This is a genomic window from Phycicoccus sp. (assembly GCF_035325325.1).
Taxonomy (GTDB): domain Bacteria; phylum Actinomycetota; class Actinomycetes; order Actinomycetales; family Dermatophilaceae; genus Phycicoccus.
The window spans coordinates 37,982-51,849 of the sequence record NZ_DAOLAC010000011.1; the positions used below are offsets into that span (position 1 = coordinate 37,982).

The 13,868-nt window shown below is 72.2% G+C and carries 12 protein-coding genes; 7 read left to right on the plus strand and 5 right to left on the minus strand.

All coding sequences use genetic code 11. The features are described from left to right. Positions 1 to 24: 24 nt before the first annotated feature. The 3 genes from PKA89_RS08890 to PKA89_RS08900 are packed head-to-tail and all read left to right on the plus strand — an operon-like array spanning position 25 to position 1,822. Entirely contained in the window at positions 25 to 777 is a 753-nt protein-coding gene (locus tag PKA89_RS08890) for a DUF3710 domain-containing protein (protein WP_324418676.1), read from the plus strand. Then, the gene (locus PKA89_RS08895) at positions 777 to 1,136 is read left to right on the plus strand and encodes an OB-fold nucleic acid binding domain-containing protein (protein ID WP_324418678.1); all 360 of its coding nucleotides are present in this window, start codon (positions 777 to 779) and stop codon (positions 1,134 to 1,136) included. The genes PKA89_RS08890 and PKA89_RS08895 overlap by 1 nt, the downstream gene beginning before the upstream one ends. Then, entirely contained in the window at positions 1,133 to 1,822 is a 690-nt protein-coding gene (locus PKA89_RS08900; protein ID WP_324418680.1) for a DUF3159 domain-containing protein, read from the plus strand. The genes PKA89_RS08895 and PKA89_RS08900 overlap by 4 nt, the downstream gene beginning before the upstream one ends. Before the next feature lie 18 nt (positions 1,823 to 1,840). On the opposite strand, the gene PKA89_RS08905 is transcribed toward PKA89_RS08900, so the two are convergent. Both PKA89_RS08905 and PKA89_RS08910 read right to left on the minus strand, forming a co-directional pair. Further along, on the minus strand, positions 1,841 to 2,533 hold the full coding sequence (locus PKA89_RS08905; RefSeq protein ID WP_324418682.1) for a TrkA family potassium uptake protein: 693 nt from the start codon (positions 2,531 to 2,533) through the stop codon (positions 1,841 to 1,843). 19 nt (positions 2,534 to 2,552) lie between these two features. Further along, positions 2,553 to 3,215 (minus strand): TrkA family potassium uptake protein, encoded by a 663-nt coding sequence (locus PKA89_RS08910; RefSeq protein ID WP_324418793.1) that lies wholly within the window; start codon positions 3,213 to 3,215, stop codon positions 2,553 to 2,555. A gap of 152 nt (positions 3,216 to 3,367) precedes the next feature. On the opposite strand from PKA89_RS08910, the gene PKA89_RS08915 reads away from it, so the two are divergent. From PKA89_RS08915 to acnA, 4 genes are all read left to right on the plus strand, one after another. Then, positions 3,368 to 5,326: an APC family permease gene (locus PKA89_RS08915; RefSeq protein ID WP_324418795.1), complete on the plus strand. Its 1,959-nt coding sequence runs from the start codon at positions 3,368 to 3,370 to the stop codon at positions 5,324 to 5,326. Continuing rightward, entirely contained in the window at positions 5,326 to 6,630 is a 1,305-nt protein-coding gene (locus PKA89_RS08920; protein ID WP_324418684.1) for a TRAM domain-containing protein, read from the plus strand. Before PKA89_RS08915 ends, PKA89_RS08920 begins: the two co-directional genes overlap by 1 nt. Continuing rightward, positions 6,627 to 7,493, plus strand: coding sequence for an alpha/beta hydrolase (locus PKA89_RS08925; RefSeq protein ID WP_324418686.1), 867 nt, complete (start codon positions 6,627 to 6,629; stop codon positions 7,491 to 7,493). Before PKA89_RS08920 ends, PKA89_RS08925 begins: the two co-directional genes overlap by 4 nt. Before the next feature lie 162 nt (positions 7,494 to 7,655). Continuing rightward, positions 7,656 to 10,433, plus strand: a complete 2,778-nt coding sequence (gene acnA, locus PKA89_RS08930; protein WP_324418688.1) for an aconitate hydratase AcnA — start codon at positions 7,656 to 7,658, stop codon at positions 10,431 to 10,433. 85 nt (positions 10,434 to 10,518) lie between these two features. Here the strand turns inward: acnA and PKA89_RS08935 are convergent, their stop codons facing one another. From PKA89_RS08935 to PKA89_RS08945, 3 genes are read right to left on the minus strand one after another with little or no spacing between them, the layout of a single operon-like run. After that, a complete protein-coding gene (locus PKA89_RS08935; RefSeq protein WP_324418690.1) occupies positions 10,519 to 11,448 on the minus strand; it encodes a carbohydrate ABC transporter permease in 930 nt (309 codons plus the stop codon). Next, positions 11,445 to 12,611 (minus strand): sugar ABC transporter permease, encoded by a 1,167-nt coding sequence (locus PKA89_RS08940; RefSeq protein WP_324418692.1) that lies wholly within the window; start codon positions 12,609 to 12,611, stop codon positions 11,445 to 11,447. Before PKA89_RS08940 ends, PKA89_RS08935 begins: the two co-directional genes overlap by 4 nt. After that, complete coding sequence (locus tag PKA89_RS08945; protein ID WP_324418694.1) at positions 12,608 to 13,858, minus strand: extracellular solute-binding protein; 1,251 nt, start codon at positions 13,856 to 13,858, stop codon at positions 12,608 to 12,610. The genes PKA89_RS08940 and PKA89_RS08945 overlap by 4 nt, the downstream gene beginning before the upstream one ends. Between the last annotated feature and the right edge of the window lie 10 nt (positions 13,859 to 13,868).

A 13,868-nucleotide genomic window follows, 5' to 3' on the forward strand; every position in this document is an offset into this window, starting at 1 on the left:
ACCCGTCCCGAGGACCACACGACCGTGAGCATCTTCCGCAGGAACAAGTCCGCCGAGCCGGCCGCCCCCGACGAGCTCGACGACGTCACCCCGTCCGAGGTCGACGAGGAGGCCGCGGCCGACGACGCCGAGGTCGGGACCGAGGACGAGGTGGACCGCAGCGGCGGGCCGCACGACGTCGCCGACGTCGAGGGCCGTGACGGCCGGCTCGACCTCGGCGCGATCTGGGTGCGGGGCCTGCCGGGGATGGAGCTGCGGCTCGAGGTCGAGCAGGAGTCGCAGCAGGTCAACGCGGCGACCGCCGTCCTCGGCGAGTCGGCGCTCCAGCTCCAGGCCTTCGCCGCGCCGCGCTCCGAGGGCCTCTGGGGCGAGATCCGCCGCGAGATCGCGATGTCCGTCGAGCGCCAGGGCGGCACGGTCGAGGAGCTGCGCACCGACCTCGGCACCCAGCTGCGCACCCGGCTCCCGTCCGCGGGCCCGGACGGTCGCACCGTCTTCGCCCCGGCGACCTTCGTGGGGGTCGACGGCCCCCGCTGGTTCCTCCGCGGCGTGCTCTCCGGCCGCGCGGCCATCGACGACGACGCCGCCGAGCCGCTCCTCGAGGTCTTCCGCGAGGTGGTCGTCGTCCGCGGCGGCGACCCGATGGCTCCGCGCGAGCTCCTCCCGCTCCGGCTGCCGCAGGACGGCGCCCCCGAGGCCGCGGCCGACGCGGACGAGGACCGGACGCCGGACCTCGACCCGTTCGAGCGCGGTCCCGAGATCACCGAGGTGCGCTGATGAGCGTGCGCGAGCGGCTGCGTGACCTCACCCGCACCCCGTCCGAGCGCGACGACGCGGAGCTGCAGCAGCAGGCGGCGTCCGAGGGTGGCGACGACCTGTCCGCCCTCGCGCCGCGCTACCCGGCGTGCGTCTGCGGCACGGTCCGCGCCGTCACCCTGCCACCCAGGCGCAGCGTGCCCGCGCTCGTCGCGGAGGTCTGGGACGGCAAGGGCTCGGTCAACCTCGTGTGGGTCGGCCGGCGCTCCATCGGGGGCATCGAACCGGGGACCTTCCTGCGGGCCCGGGGCCGGGTCACGACGGTCAAGGGCACCCCCACGATCTTCAACCCCGCCTACGAGATCCTCCCGACGCAGTGACGGCCGAGCACACCCGGCCCCCGAGCGCGGAGACGGTCGAGGCCCTCATCCGGCACCGGCTCTCGACCGCCCTCGGCGGGTGGCGCGGGTCGCTCGAGACGGCGCTGCCCACCGTGGTGTTCGTGCTCGCGTGGTCGCTGAGCGACCACGACGTGCGCAGGGCGGCGGTCTGGGCGATCGGGGTCGCGCTCCTCCTCGCGCTCGTGCGGGTGGTGCAGCGATCCTCCCTCCAGCACGTGCTCGGCGCGGTGTTCGCCACGGCCGTCGCGGCGTTCTTCGCCCTGCGCTCGGGGCAGGCCCAGGACGCCTTCCTCCCCGGCATCCTCACGAGCGCGGGCTTCCTGCTCGCCTCGCTCGTCTCCATCCTCACCCGGTGGCCGGCCGTCGGCTTCCTCGTCGGGGCCGGCGACCCCCGGGCCGCGGAGGATCCCTTCGGCTGGCGGCGCGACCGCGGGATGGTGCGGGTCTGCTCCCGGCTCACGTGGGTCCTCGTCGCGATCTACCTCGTCCGGCTGGTGCTCATGGTGCCCCTCTACCTCGCCGAGCAGGTGACGCTCCTCGGCGTCGCGAAGGTCGTCCTCGGCTGGCCGCTCTGGGTCGCCGGGCTGGCCGTCATGGGCTGGCTGCTCGTCTCCGGGCACACCCCGCTCGAGCCCGAGGACGAGCCGGTGCTCGAGGTCGACTGACCGCCCGGCCGCAGGAGGTCAGCCCTCCTCGTCCTCCTCGCGCTTCTGGCGCCGGCCGGGGGAGAGGAGCGACTCCAGCTCGGACTCGGCCTCCGGCGTCGTGACGAAGAGCAGCTCGTCGAGCGGCTCGAGGGCGTCGTCGCGGCTCGGGGCGATCGCGTGACCGTCCCGGATGATGGCGGTCCGCACCGTGTCCCCGGGGGACGGCCCGTCGCCGACCCGCGCGCCCGAGGAGGGGCTGCCGACCGGGAGAGTCATCTCGACCATCATCGCTCGGCCCTGCTGGAACTCGAAGATGCGCACGAGGTCGCCGACGCTCACGGCCTCCTCGACGAGGGCCGTCATGAGGCGCGGGGTGGACACCGCGACGTCGACGCCCCACGCCTCGTCGAACATCCACTCGTTCTTGGGGTTGTTGACCCGGGCGACCGTCCGCGGCACGCCGAACTCGGTCTTGGCCAGGAGGGAGAGCACGAGGTTGACCTTGTCGTCGCCGGTCGCCGCGACGACGACGTCGCAGTCGGCGAGGCCGGCCTCGGAGAGCGTGTCGATCTCGCAGGCGTCGGCCTGGAGCCAGCTGGCGTCCGGGACCTTCGAGACGCGCTCGCCGTCGGCCTCGCGGTCGACGAGCAGGACGCTGTGGCCGTTGCGGATCAGCTCGCGGGCGATGGAGCGCCCGACGCTGCCGGCTCCGGCGATGACGACGCGCATGGAGGGTGGCCTTTCGGGGTCAGTGGGTCGGGGGCGGCCCGTCGAGCACGCGCTCGGCGGTGGCGAGGTCCTCGCGCAGCAACGCGAGGTGGACGAGGTCGCCCTCCTGGTAGACCGTGTCGGCCCCGGGCAGGAAGCCGTCGCCGAGGCGCGTCACGTACGCGAGGCGCCCGCCGGTGGCCGCCTCGACCTCGGCCAGCCGGTGCCCGACCCAGGCCGCGGAGATCGGCATCTCGGCGATGACGACGTGGCCCGAGGGGTCGGTGTACTCCGGCACGTGTCCCTGGGGCAGCAGCCGCCGGAGCATCTGGTCGCTGGTCCACTTGACCGTCGCGACGGTCGGGATGCCGAGCCGCTGGTAGATCTCGGCACGGCCGGGGTCGTAGATGCGGGCGACGACGTTCTCGACGCCGAACTTCTCGCGGGCCACGCGGGCGGCGAGGATGTTCGAGTTGTCGCCGCTGGAGACCGCGGCGAAGGCGTAGGCGTCCTCGATGCCGGCGGCGCGCAGGGTGTCGCGGTCGAAGCCGACGCCGGTGACCGTGCGGCCCTCGAACGAGGTGCCGAGGCGGCGGAAGGCCGACTCGTCCTGGTCGACGACGGCGACCTCGTGGCCGGCCCGCTCCAGGGCCCGGGCGAGGGAGGCGCCGACGCGGCCGCAGCCCATGATGACGAAGTGCACGACGCCGACGCTACTACGGGCCCGCCCGCCCGGGTCGGCCGTCCGGCCGGTGCCCGTGGACACCGCCCCACGGAACACCGCCCGCCCTGAATACAGTGGGCCTCGTGTCCACACCGGGTCGTCTCGTCAAGCGCGTCATCCTCGGGCGCGCGATGCGCAGCGACCGGCTGGGCGAGACGCTGCTGCCGAAGAAGCTCGCCCTCCCGGTGTTCGCCAGCGACGCCCTCTCGTCGGTGGCCTACGCCCCGGACGAGATCCTCCTCACCCTCGGGCTCGCCGGCGGCACGCTCGCGCTGACCCAGTCGTGGAAGATCGCGCTCGTCGTCGTCGCCGTGATGGCCGTCGTCATCATGAGCTACCGGCAGAACGTGCACGCCTACCCGAGCGGCGGAGGCGACTACGAGGTCGCGAGCGTCAATCTCGGGCCGCGGGCCGGGCTCACCGTGGCGAGCGCGCTGCTCGTCGACTACGTGCTGACCGTCGCGGTGTCGGTGTCGTCGGGCGTCCAGAACGCCGCGTCCGCCTTCACCTTCATCCGCGGGCACGAGGCGCTGGCCGCCGTGGTGATCATCATGGCGCTCACGGCGATGAACCTGCGGGGGGTGCGCGAGTCGGGGACCGCGTTCGCCATCCCGACGTACCTCTTCATGGCGAGCGTGCTCGGGATGGCCGCGTTCGGGGTCTTCCGCAAGGTCTCCGGCGACCTGCCGCTCGCCGAGAGCGCGCCGCTGACGATCCGGCCCGAGGACGGCTTCGGCCAGCTGGGCACCATCGCGATGGCCTTCCTCTTCCTCCGCGCCTTCTCCTCGGGCTGTGCCGCGCTCACCGGCGTCGAGGCCATCTCCAACGGCGTCCCGGCGTTCAAGAAGCCGAAGAGCCAGAACGCCGCCAACACCCTCCTGCTCATGGGCACCATCTCGGTCACGATGCTCATGTCGATGATCGCGCTGGCCGGCTGGACCCAGGTCAAGATCGCCGACGACGAGGCCAACCAGCTGCTGCGCGACGGCGTGCCGGTCGGCGACGACTACGTCCAGGACACGGTGATGGGCCAGGTGTCCAAGGCCGTCTTCTCGAACTTCCACCTCGGCGTGGTGGTCGTCTCGATCGTCACCGGCCTCATCCTCGTCCTCGCCGCGAACACCGCGTTCAACGGCTTCCCCGTCCTCGGGTCGATCCTCGCCCGCGACGGCTTCCTCCCGCGCCAGCTGCACACCCGTGGCGACCGGCTCGCGTTCTCCAACGGCATCCTCATCCTCGCCGGTGCAGCGGCCGCGCTCGTCGTCGTGTTCAACGCCGACGTCACCCGGCTCATCCAGCTGTACATCGTCGGGGTGTTCGTCTCGTTCACGTTGTCGCAGACCGGGATGGTGCGGCACTGGAACCGCTACCTGCGGGTCGAGAAGGACCCCGCGGCCCGGGCCCGGATGATGCGCAGCCGCGTCATCAACGGCGTCGGCGCGACGATGTCCGGCCTCGTCCTGCTCGTCGTCCTCGCGACCAAGTTCATCCACGGCGCGGGTTACGCGATCGCCGCGATGGCTGTCCTCTTCTTCCTCATGCTGGGCATCCGCCGCCACTACGACCACGTGCGCGACGAGCTGAGCGTCAGGGAGGGAGACACCAAGGCGCAGATGCTGCCCTCACGGGTCCACGCGATCGTCCTCGTCGCGAAGATCCACAAGCCGACGCTCCGGGCGCTCGCCTACGCCCGGGCCACCCGCCCCTCGGTCCTCGAGGCGATCACCGTCTCGGTCGACCCGGACGAGACCAAGGCCCTGCAGCAGGAGTGGGACCGCCGCGACATCCCCGTGCCGCTCAAGGCCCTGGACAGCCCCTATCGCGAGATCACCCGGCCGGTCACCGAGTACGTGAAGTCGATCCGCACCGACAACCCGCGCGACATCGTCGTCGTCTACATCCCGCAGTACGTCGTCGGTCACTGGTGGGAGCAGCTTCTGCACAACCAGAGCGCGCTGCGGCTGCGCACCCGGCTGCTCTTCACCCCGGGCGTCATGGTCTCCTCGGTGCCCTGGCAGCTCGCGTCCTCCGAGGGGGCCGAGGAGCGGATGGACGGCCCGGTCGCCGGCGACGTCCGTCGCGGCGAGTGATGCCCGACCGGGGGCCCGGCCTCGCGGTCGGCGACGAGGTCGAGGTAGAGGTCACCGCGTTCGCGCACGGCGGGCACTGCGTCGCCCGGCACGACGGCCAGGTGCTCTTCGTCCGGCACACCCTGCCCGGTGAGCGCGTGCGGGCCCGGGTGACCGAGGTCGGCTCCGGGGCCCGCTTCGTGCGGGCGGACGCGGTCGGCGTCGTCTCGGCCTCGCCGGACCGGGTCGAGCCCCCGTGCCCGTGGAGCGGGCCGGGGGCCTGTGGCGGCTGCGACCTCCAGCACGTCGACCTCGCCGCGCAGCGCCGGCTCAAGGCCGGGGTGGTGCGCGAGCAGCTGCGCCGGCTGGCCGGCCTCGACGCGGAGGTCGAGGTCGAACCGGTCCCCGGCGACGCGGACGGGCTCGGGTGGCGCACGCGCGTCGAGTTCGCCGTGGACCCCGCCGGGCGGGCCGGCCTGCGCCGCCACCGCTCGCACGAGGTGGTCCGCGTCGACACCTGCCGGATCGCCACGCCCGGGGTGGACTCGCTGGCCGTGACCGCGCGCACCTGGCCGGGGGTCGAGGCCGTCGACGCCGTCGCCCCGTCGGTCGGACCACCGGTGGCGGTCGCGGTCCCGGCCGAGGAGGTCCCGGAGGTCACCGAGCGGGTCGTCGCCGCCTGGGGACCGTCCGGTGCGCCGACCCGGTTCGAGCACGACTTCACGGTGTCGGCCCGCGGCTTCTGGCAGGTGCACCCCGGCGCCGCCGCCACCTTCCTCGCGGCGGCGATGGAGGGGCTCGCGGTCCGACCGGGGGAGCGGGCCCTCGACCTCTACTCCGGCGTGGGGCTCTTCGCGGCGGCGCTCTCCGACGCGGTCGGACCGGACGGCCAGGTGGTCGCCGTCGAGGCCGACCGCGACGCCGTGGCCCGCGCCACCGCCGACCTCGCCGGCCGCGGCAACGTCGTGGTCCTCGGGGCGCGGGTCGACGACGCGTTCGGGCTCCCGCGCACCGACCGACGACGCGGGCGCGCCGGGGGGCCCGGCCGCCGCCGTCCGACGCGCTCGCCCCTGCTGCCGCAGCGGGCCGACGTCGTCGTCCTCGACCCGCCGCGCACCGGGGCCGGGGTGGCGGTCGTCGGCGCGGTCACCGACCTGCGCCCGCGGGTCGTCGCCTACGTCGCCTGCGACCCCGCGGCGCTCGCCCGCGACACCGCGGCGCTGCTGGAGCGTGGCTACCGGCTCGCGGCGCTGCGGGCCTTCGACGCGTTCCCGATGACCCACCACGTCGAGTGCGTGGCCCACTTCGTGCCCGACGCCGGATGATGCGGGGGCCGGGTGCGCGGCCCACGCGGCGGACGGCCCTCGGGCTCGCGGCCCTGTCGGCCGGCGGGCTGCTCGGCGGCTGCGGGCGGCCGTCGACCCCGTCGGACCCGTCGACCCCACCCACCGCAGAGGGCGGTGTCGAGCGGATCGAGTACGGCTCGGACGCGGCCCAGTTCGTCGAGCTGACCCGTCCCCGCGGCGCCTCCCGTGGCACGGTCGTCGTCCTCCACGGCGGGTTCTGGCTCGAGGCGTACGACGTCTCGCTCGCCCGGCCGCTGGCCGCCGACCTCGCCGCGCGGGGGTGGACGGCGCTCGCCGTCGAGTACCGGCGGGTCGGCGGTGGGGGCGGCTACCCGGCGACCCTCGACGACGTGTCGGCCGCGCTCGACCTGCTGGCCGGCCGGACGGGGGCCGGCCCGCTCGTGGTGCTGGGGCACTCCGCCGGGGGCCAGCTGGCCGTGTGGGCCGCGACCCGGCGCCGGCTCGCGCGGTGGCGGTCCGCCCGGGTCGTGCCGACCCACGTCGTCGCGCAGGCCGGTGTCCTCGACCTGCGGGCCGCCGCCGCAGAGGACCTCGGTGGCGGAGCGGTGCGGGGCTTCCTCGGCGGGTCGCCGGGCGAGCGGCCGGCGGCGTACGCCGCCGCCGACCCGCGCTCGCTCGTCCCCGCCGGCGTCCCCGTCGTCTGCGTCCACGGCCGGGACGACGCCACCGTGCCGATCGAGCAGTCGCGCTCCTACGTGCGGGCCGCGCGGGCCGCCGGGGCCGGGGCGAGCCTCGTGGAGGTACCGGGCGACCACCTCGACCAGGTCGACACCGGGTCGCGGGCGTGGGCCCGCACCCTGGCCGTCCTCGACGACCTCTGACCCGGTCCGAGCACGTGTCCGAGCACCGGCCGGAGCACTCCCTCGCGACACCCACACGGCGGGCATAGGCTCGACGGGACCGACCCGGTGTGGTTAGATATCTTGACGTCAAGATAAATGACGGGACCGCGCGACGACGCAGCGACCCGGAAGGGAGACCCGGTGGCCAGCACGAACAGCTTCGACGCCCACGGCACGCTCGAGGTGGGTGAGCAGTCCTACGAGATCTACCGGCTCGCGTCGGTCGAGGGCCACGAGACCCTCCCGTACAGCCTCAAGGTGCTGCTCGAGAACCTGCTGCGCACGGAGGACGGCGCGAACATCACGGCCGACCACATCCGCGCCCTCGGCGGCTGGGACGAGAACGCCGACCCGGACACCGAGATCCAGTTCACGCCGGCGCGCGTCATCATGCAGGACTTCACCGGGGTGCCGTGCGTCGTCGACCTCGCGACGATGCGCGAGGCGATGAAGGACCTCGGCGGCGACGCGACGAAGATCAACCCGCTCGCGCCGGCCGAGCTCGTCATCGACCACTCCGTGCAGATCGACGTCTTCGGCCGGGCCGACGCCTTCGAGCGCAACGTCGAGATCGAGTACCAGCGCAACGGCGAGCGCTACAAGTTCCTCCGCTGGGGCCAGACCGCGTTCGACGACTTCAAGGTCGTCCCGCCGGGCACCGGCATCGTCCACCAGGTCAACATCGAGCACCTGGCTCGCACGGTCATGGTCCGTGACGGCGTCGCCTACCCCGACACCTGCGTCGGCACCGACAGCCACACGACGATGGTCAACGGCCTCGGCGTCCTCGGCTGGGGCGTCGGCGGCATCGAGGCCGAGGCCGCGATGCTCGGCCAGCCGGTCTCGATGCTCATCCCGCGGGTCGTCGGCTTCAAGCTGTCCGGCGCGATCCCGGACGGCGCCACCGCCACCGACGTGGTCCTCACGATCACCGAGATGCTGCGCAAGCACGGTGTCGTCGGCAAGTTCGTCGAGTTCTACGGTGAGGGCGTCGCGGCGGTGCCGTTGGCCAACCGCGCGACGATCGGCAACATGAGCCCCGAGTTCGGCTCCACCTGCGCGATCTTCCCGATCGACGGCGTCACCCTCGACTACCTGCGCCTCACCGGCCGCTCCGAGGAGTCGGTCGCGCTCGTCGAGGCGTACGCCAAGGAGCAGGGGATGTGGCTCGACCCGAGCCGCGAGGCCCGCTACAGCGAGTACCTCGAGCTCGACCTGTCGACCGTCGTGCCGTCGATCGCCGGCCCGAAGCGTCCCCAGGACCGCATCGTCCTCACCGAGGCCAAGCAGTCCTTCCGCGAGGTGCTGCCCACCTACGTCTCGCACGAGGAGGGCTCGGACGGTGAGGCCTCGTCCTTCCCGGCCTCCGACCCGACCCCGCAGGGCAGCCCGGACGGCCGCAACGGCGGTGACGCCCCGGCGCACTCGCACGGTGCCGGTCGCCCGTCGAAGAAGGTCACCGTGACGACCGCCGACGGCGCGTCGTTCGAGATCGACCACGGCATCGTCTCGATCGCCTCGATCACCTCGTGCACGAACACCTCGAACCCGTCGGTGATGATGGCCGCCGCGATGCTCGCGAAGAACGCCGTCGAGCGCGGCCTCACGGTCGCGCCGTGGGTCAAGACCTCGATGGCGCCGGGCTCGAAGGTCGTCACCGGCTACTACGAGAAGGCCGGCATGTGGCCCTACCTCGAGAAGCTCGGCTTCCACCTCGTCGGCTACGGCTGCACGACCTGCATCGGCAACTCGGGCCCGCTGAACGACGAGATCAGCCAGGCCATCAACGACAACGACCTGGCCGTCGTCTCGGTGCTCTCCGGCAACCGCAACTTCGAGGGCCGGATCAACCCCGACGTCAAGATGAACTACCTCGCCTCGCCGCCGCTGGTGATCGCCTACGCGCTGGCCGGGACGATGGACTTCGACTTCGAGACCGAGCCGCTCGGGCAGGACGAGTCCGGCGCCGACGTCTTCCTCCGCGACATCTGGCCGGCCCCGGCCGACGTCGAGGCGACCATCCAGCGGGCGATCAGCCAGGAGATGTTCACCGAGGACTACGCCGACGTGTTCGCCGGCGACGAGCGCTGGCAGTCGCTGCCGACGCCGGAGGGCGACACCTTCGACTGGGACGCCGACTCCACCTACGTCCGCAGGCCCCCGTACTTCGAGGGCATGGGGATGGACCCGGAGCCCGTGTCCGACATCAGCGGTGCGCGGGTCCTGGCGAAGCTCGGCGACTCCGTGACCACCGACCACATCAGTCCGGCGGGATCGATCAAGGGCGACAGCCCGGCCGGCACCTACCTCGCCGAGCACGGCGTCGAGCGCAAGGACTTCAACTCCTACGGCTCGCGGCGCGGCAACCACGAGGTGATGATCCGCGGCACCTTCGCGAACATCCGGTTGAAGAACCTCCTCCTCGACGGCGTCGAGGGCGGCTTCACCCGCAACTTCCTCGCCGGCGGCGAGCAGACCTCGATCTACGACGCCTCCGCCGCCTACCAGGCGGCCGGTGTCCCGCTCGTCGTCCTCGCCGGCAAGGAGTACGGCTCCGGGTCCTCGCGCGACTGGGCGGCCAAGGGCACCGCGCTGCTCGGGGTCAAGGCGGTCATCGCCGAGTCCTACGAGCGCATCCACCGCTCCAACCTCATCGGGATGGGCGTCCTGCCGCTCCAGTTCCCGCAGGGTGAGTCGGCCGAGTCCCTCGGGCTCAACGGCACGGAGACGTTCTCGGTGACCGGGATCGAGGCCCTCAACGACGGCACGACGCCACGCACCGTCTCGGTCGTCGCCATCGCCGAGGACGGTTCGGAGACCTCGTTCGACGCGGTCGTCCGGATCGACACCCCCGGTGAGGCCGACTACTACCGCAACGGCGGCATCCTCCAGTACGTGCTGCGCAGCCTCGTGCGCTGACGTCGCCGCCCGGCACACGCCGCCCCGGACCCTCACCGTCCGGGGCGGCGTGCCGCGTCCCCCGGGGAGCGCCCCGGGGTGGTCCTCAGCCCTTCTCGGCGCCGGCGTTGGCGCCCTGGGTGAAGTAGCGCTGGAAGAGGACGAAGACCAGCGCCGTCGGGATGGTCATGAGCAGGCCGGCGGCCATCGTGATCGGGAACTGGTTGCCCGAGCCCAGTCCGCCGGAGGTCAGGCTCGCGACGCCGCGGGTCAGGGTGTACAGGCGCGGGTCGTCGGCGGCGATGATGAAGTGCGCCAGCTCGTTCCACGACCCCTGGAACGAGAGGATGGTCAGGGTGATGACGGCCGGGCGGGCCATCGGCAGCACGATCGACCAGAAGATCCGGAAGGTGCCGGCGCCGTCGATCCGGGCCGCCTCCTCGACCGAGGCGGGAATCGTCTCGAAGAACTGCTTCATGATGAAGACGCCGGCGGCGTCGACGAGCAGCGGGAGGATGAGCGCCGGGTAGGTGTTGTAGATCCCGAGGTAGTTGAGCACGAGGAACTTCGGGATGAGCAGGACGATGCCCGGCACCGCCAGCACGGCGAGGATCGCCGTGAAGACCGCCTCGCGGCCCCGGAACCTCAGCCGGGCCAGCGCGTAGCCCGCGAGCGAGTTGAAGAACACCCGGCCGATGGTCACGCAGACGGTGACGACGACCGAGTTGGTGAACCACAACGGGAAGTCGGTCTCGGCGAGCCGCCGGAACGCCTCGGTCGTCACCGGGTTCGGGACGAGGCCGAGGGGCCGCCCGACGGCGTCCCCGTTGGTCTTGAGCGAGGTGGAGAGCTGGACCACGAACGGGTAGATGTAGATGACCGCGAAGACGACGAGGGCGAGGTAGACGGCCAGCTTCCTGCCCCGGCCGCCCGACCGCTCGGCGGCGGTCCCTGCCCGCATCGGTCGCATGAGCTCGGCCTCGGCCCGGGCCCGGGCCTCCGGGGCGACGCTGTCGGTGGGGGCGAGGTCGCTCATGCCGCCGCCCCCGATCCGGCCGCCCGCTGCTGGCGTCGCTGCCGCCGCTCGGCCCGCTTGCGGGCCGCCTCGTCCTTGTCGCGCAGGACGAAGCGCTGCAGCGAGGTGAGCACGAAGATGAGCACGAAGAGGATGAACGCGATCGCGGCGCCCTGGCCCCACTGCTGCTGGCCGAAGGCGGCCTGGTACGAGAGGTAGGCCGGGGTGAGCGTCGTCTTCGCCGGGCCGCCCTGGGTCATGACGTACATCTGGTCGAACACCTGCCAGGTGCCGATCACCCCGAGCGTCACGACGAGGAGGATCGTCGGGCGCAGGTGCGGGACGGTGACGTTCCGGAACCGCTGCCAGCGGTTCGCGCCGTCGACCAGCGCGGCCTCCTCGACCTCGGTGGGCAGGTCCTGGAGGGCGGCGATGAACATGAGCATGAAGGTGCCGGTCGTCGTCCAGACCACCTGGAGCATGATCGCCGAGAGCGCGACCGACGGCCCGGAGATCCACTGCCACACCGGAAGTCCGGCGATGACCGTGTCGTTGAGACCGGACGGCGGTCTGTCGATGCTCCACAGGCCGAGCCCCTGGCCGACGAGGTGGATGAGGCCACGCGGGTCGGAGAACCACGTCGGGCCGTCGATCCCGAAGATCCCGAGGAAGCGGTTGACCGCACCGGTGCCGGTGAAGAGGAAGAGGAAGACGAGGGAGATCGCGACCGAGGAGACGACTGACGGGAAGTAGAAGGCGGTGCGGAAGAAGGTGCGTCCCTTGAGGAAGCGCTGGTTGACGATGACGGCGAGGAGCAGGGCGCCGACGGTCTGGAGGGGGACTACCCCGATGACGTAGTAGAAGGTGTTGCGCAGCGAGATCATGAAGTCCTGCTGCGAGAGCCCCGGGCCCGCGAGCAGCGCCCGGTAGTTGTCGGTCCCGACGAAGCCGACGCCGGTCGAGAAGGGGCTGCCCCGGCCGGACCAGTCGGTGAACGAGACCCACAGCGCCATGACGATGGGCACGACGAGGAACAGCCCGAGGACGACGAGCACCGGCGTGACGAACAGCCATCCGGCGCCGGACTGACGCTGCGGCGCCCCGCGGCGGCGTCCGGCGCCCGGGACCCCGCCCCGTGGGGCCCGGCCGGTGCCGGACCCCACGGACGTCTGGGTGGTGGTCACTTCCCGAGCACCGCGCCGGCGTTGGTGTCGAAGCCCTTGAGGACGCTCGACAGGTCGGCGCCGCCGAAGTTCTCGAGCTTGGAGTTGAGGTCGGCGACCACCTGCTCCATCCCCGGGGCGTTGATCGGGCCGTGGCCGTACTCACCACCGGCGATGAACGGGGCGTCCTCCGGGAACTTCGTCTTGTACTGGTCGGCCGCGGACTGCCGGCTCGGCATGACCCCGAACGCGTCGGCGAAGGCCATCTGCTGCTCGACCGTCGTCAGGGACTTCACGAGGTCGACGGCCTGCGCCTGGGCCGTGGAGTCGGAGGCGATGCCCCAGCACTGGGTGAACTGGAGGGTGCCCTTGCCCTTCGGCCCGGCGGGCAGCTCGACGGTCTTGTACTTGAGGTCGGGGTAGTCGTTCTTCACCGCGCCCTTGATCCAGTTGCCCTCGATCGTCATCGCGGCCTTCTTGGTGCCGAACGCCTCACCGCCCCAGCCGGAGTCGAGCTGGTTGGACATCTTGAAGTTGCCGGCCTTGACGTTGCGCTGCACGTACTGGAGCGCCTCGGTGACGGCCGGGGTGCTCGCCGTCGGCTTGGTTCCGTCCTCGGAGAGCCACCAGCCGCCGTTCTGCACGACGAAGGCGCCGAGCCGGTCGATCCCGACCCCGATGCCGAGCCCGACCTGGTCCTTGGTCGTGAGCTTCTTCGAGACGGCCTCGAGCTGCTCCCACGTCGTCGGGACGTCGGCGTCGGTGAGCCCGGCCTTGGCCCAGGAGTCGGTGTTGATCTCGAGGGCGAGGGTGGAGAAGTCCTTGGGGACGCAGTACTGCTTGCCGTCGTAGGTGAAGGTCCGGCGCAGCGACTCGTAGAAGTCGCTGTTGTCCTTGAACTGGTCGGCGTAGGCGAAGAGGCTGCCGTTCTTCGCGTAGTCGGCGAACCGCGAGGCGTCGAGGTAGAAGACGTCGGCCGGCTTGCCGCTCGCGAAGCCCTGGGCGAGCTGCTGGTTCATGTCGCTCGCGACGGTGACCGTCACGGTGTTCCCGCTCTTCTTGGCCCAGGCGTCGGCGGCCGCCTTGACGGCGTTGGTCTCGGCGTCGCCGGAGGACGCGATGAGCATCTTGAGGTCGACCGGGCCGCTCGCCGAGGCGGGGGCGCTGGAGCCGCTGTCGTCCTTGAACCCCCCTCCGCCACAGGCGCTCAGGGTGAGTGCTCCGGCGATGGCCAAGGCCAGGCTGGTCGTGCGGACGGTGCGCGTCATCGGGTGACTC

Bases quoted from the DNA above. Each gene is read 5' to 3' on its own strand.
- PKA89_RS08905 (WP_324418682.1), bottom strand. From the start codon at position 2,533: ATGCGCGTCGTCATCGCCGGAGCCGGCAGCGTCGGGCGCTCCATCGCC.
- PKA89_RS08925 (WP_324418686.1), top strand. From the start codon at position 6,627: ATGATGCGGGGGCCGGGTGCGCGGCCCACGCGGCGGACGGCCCTCGGG.
- PKA89_RS08895 (WP_324418678.1), top strand. From the start codon at position 777: ATGAGCGTGCGCGAGCGGCTGCGTGACCTCACCCGCACCCCGTCCGAG.
- PKA89_RS08945 (WP_324418694.1), bottom strand. From the start codon at position 13,858: ATGACGCGCACCGTCCGCACGACCAGCCTGGCCTTGGCCATCGCCGGA.
- PKA89_RS08920 (WP_324418684.1), top strand. From the start codon at position 5,326: ATGCCCGACCGGGGGCCCGGCCTCGCGGTCGGCGACGAGGTCGAGGTA.
- PKA89_RS08935 (WP_324418690.1), bottom strand. From the start codon at position 11,448: ATGAGCGACCTCGCCCCCACCGACAGCGTCGCCCCGGAGGCCCGGGCC.
- PKA89_RS08915 (WP_324418795.1), top strand. From the start codon at position 3,368: ATGCGCAGCGACCGGCTGGGCGAGACGCTGCTGCCGAAGAAGCTCGCC.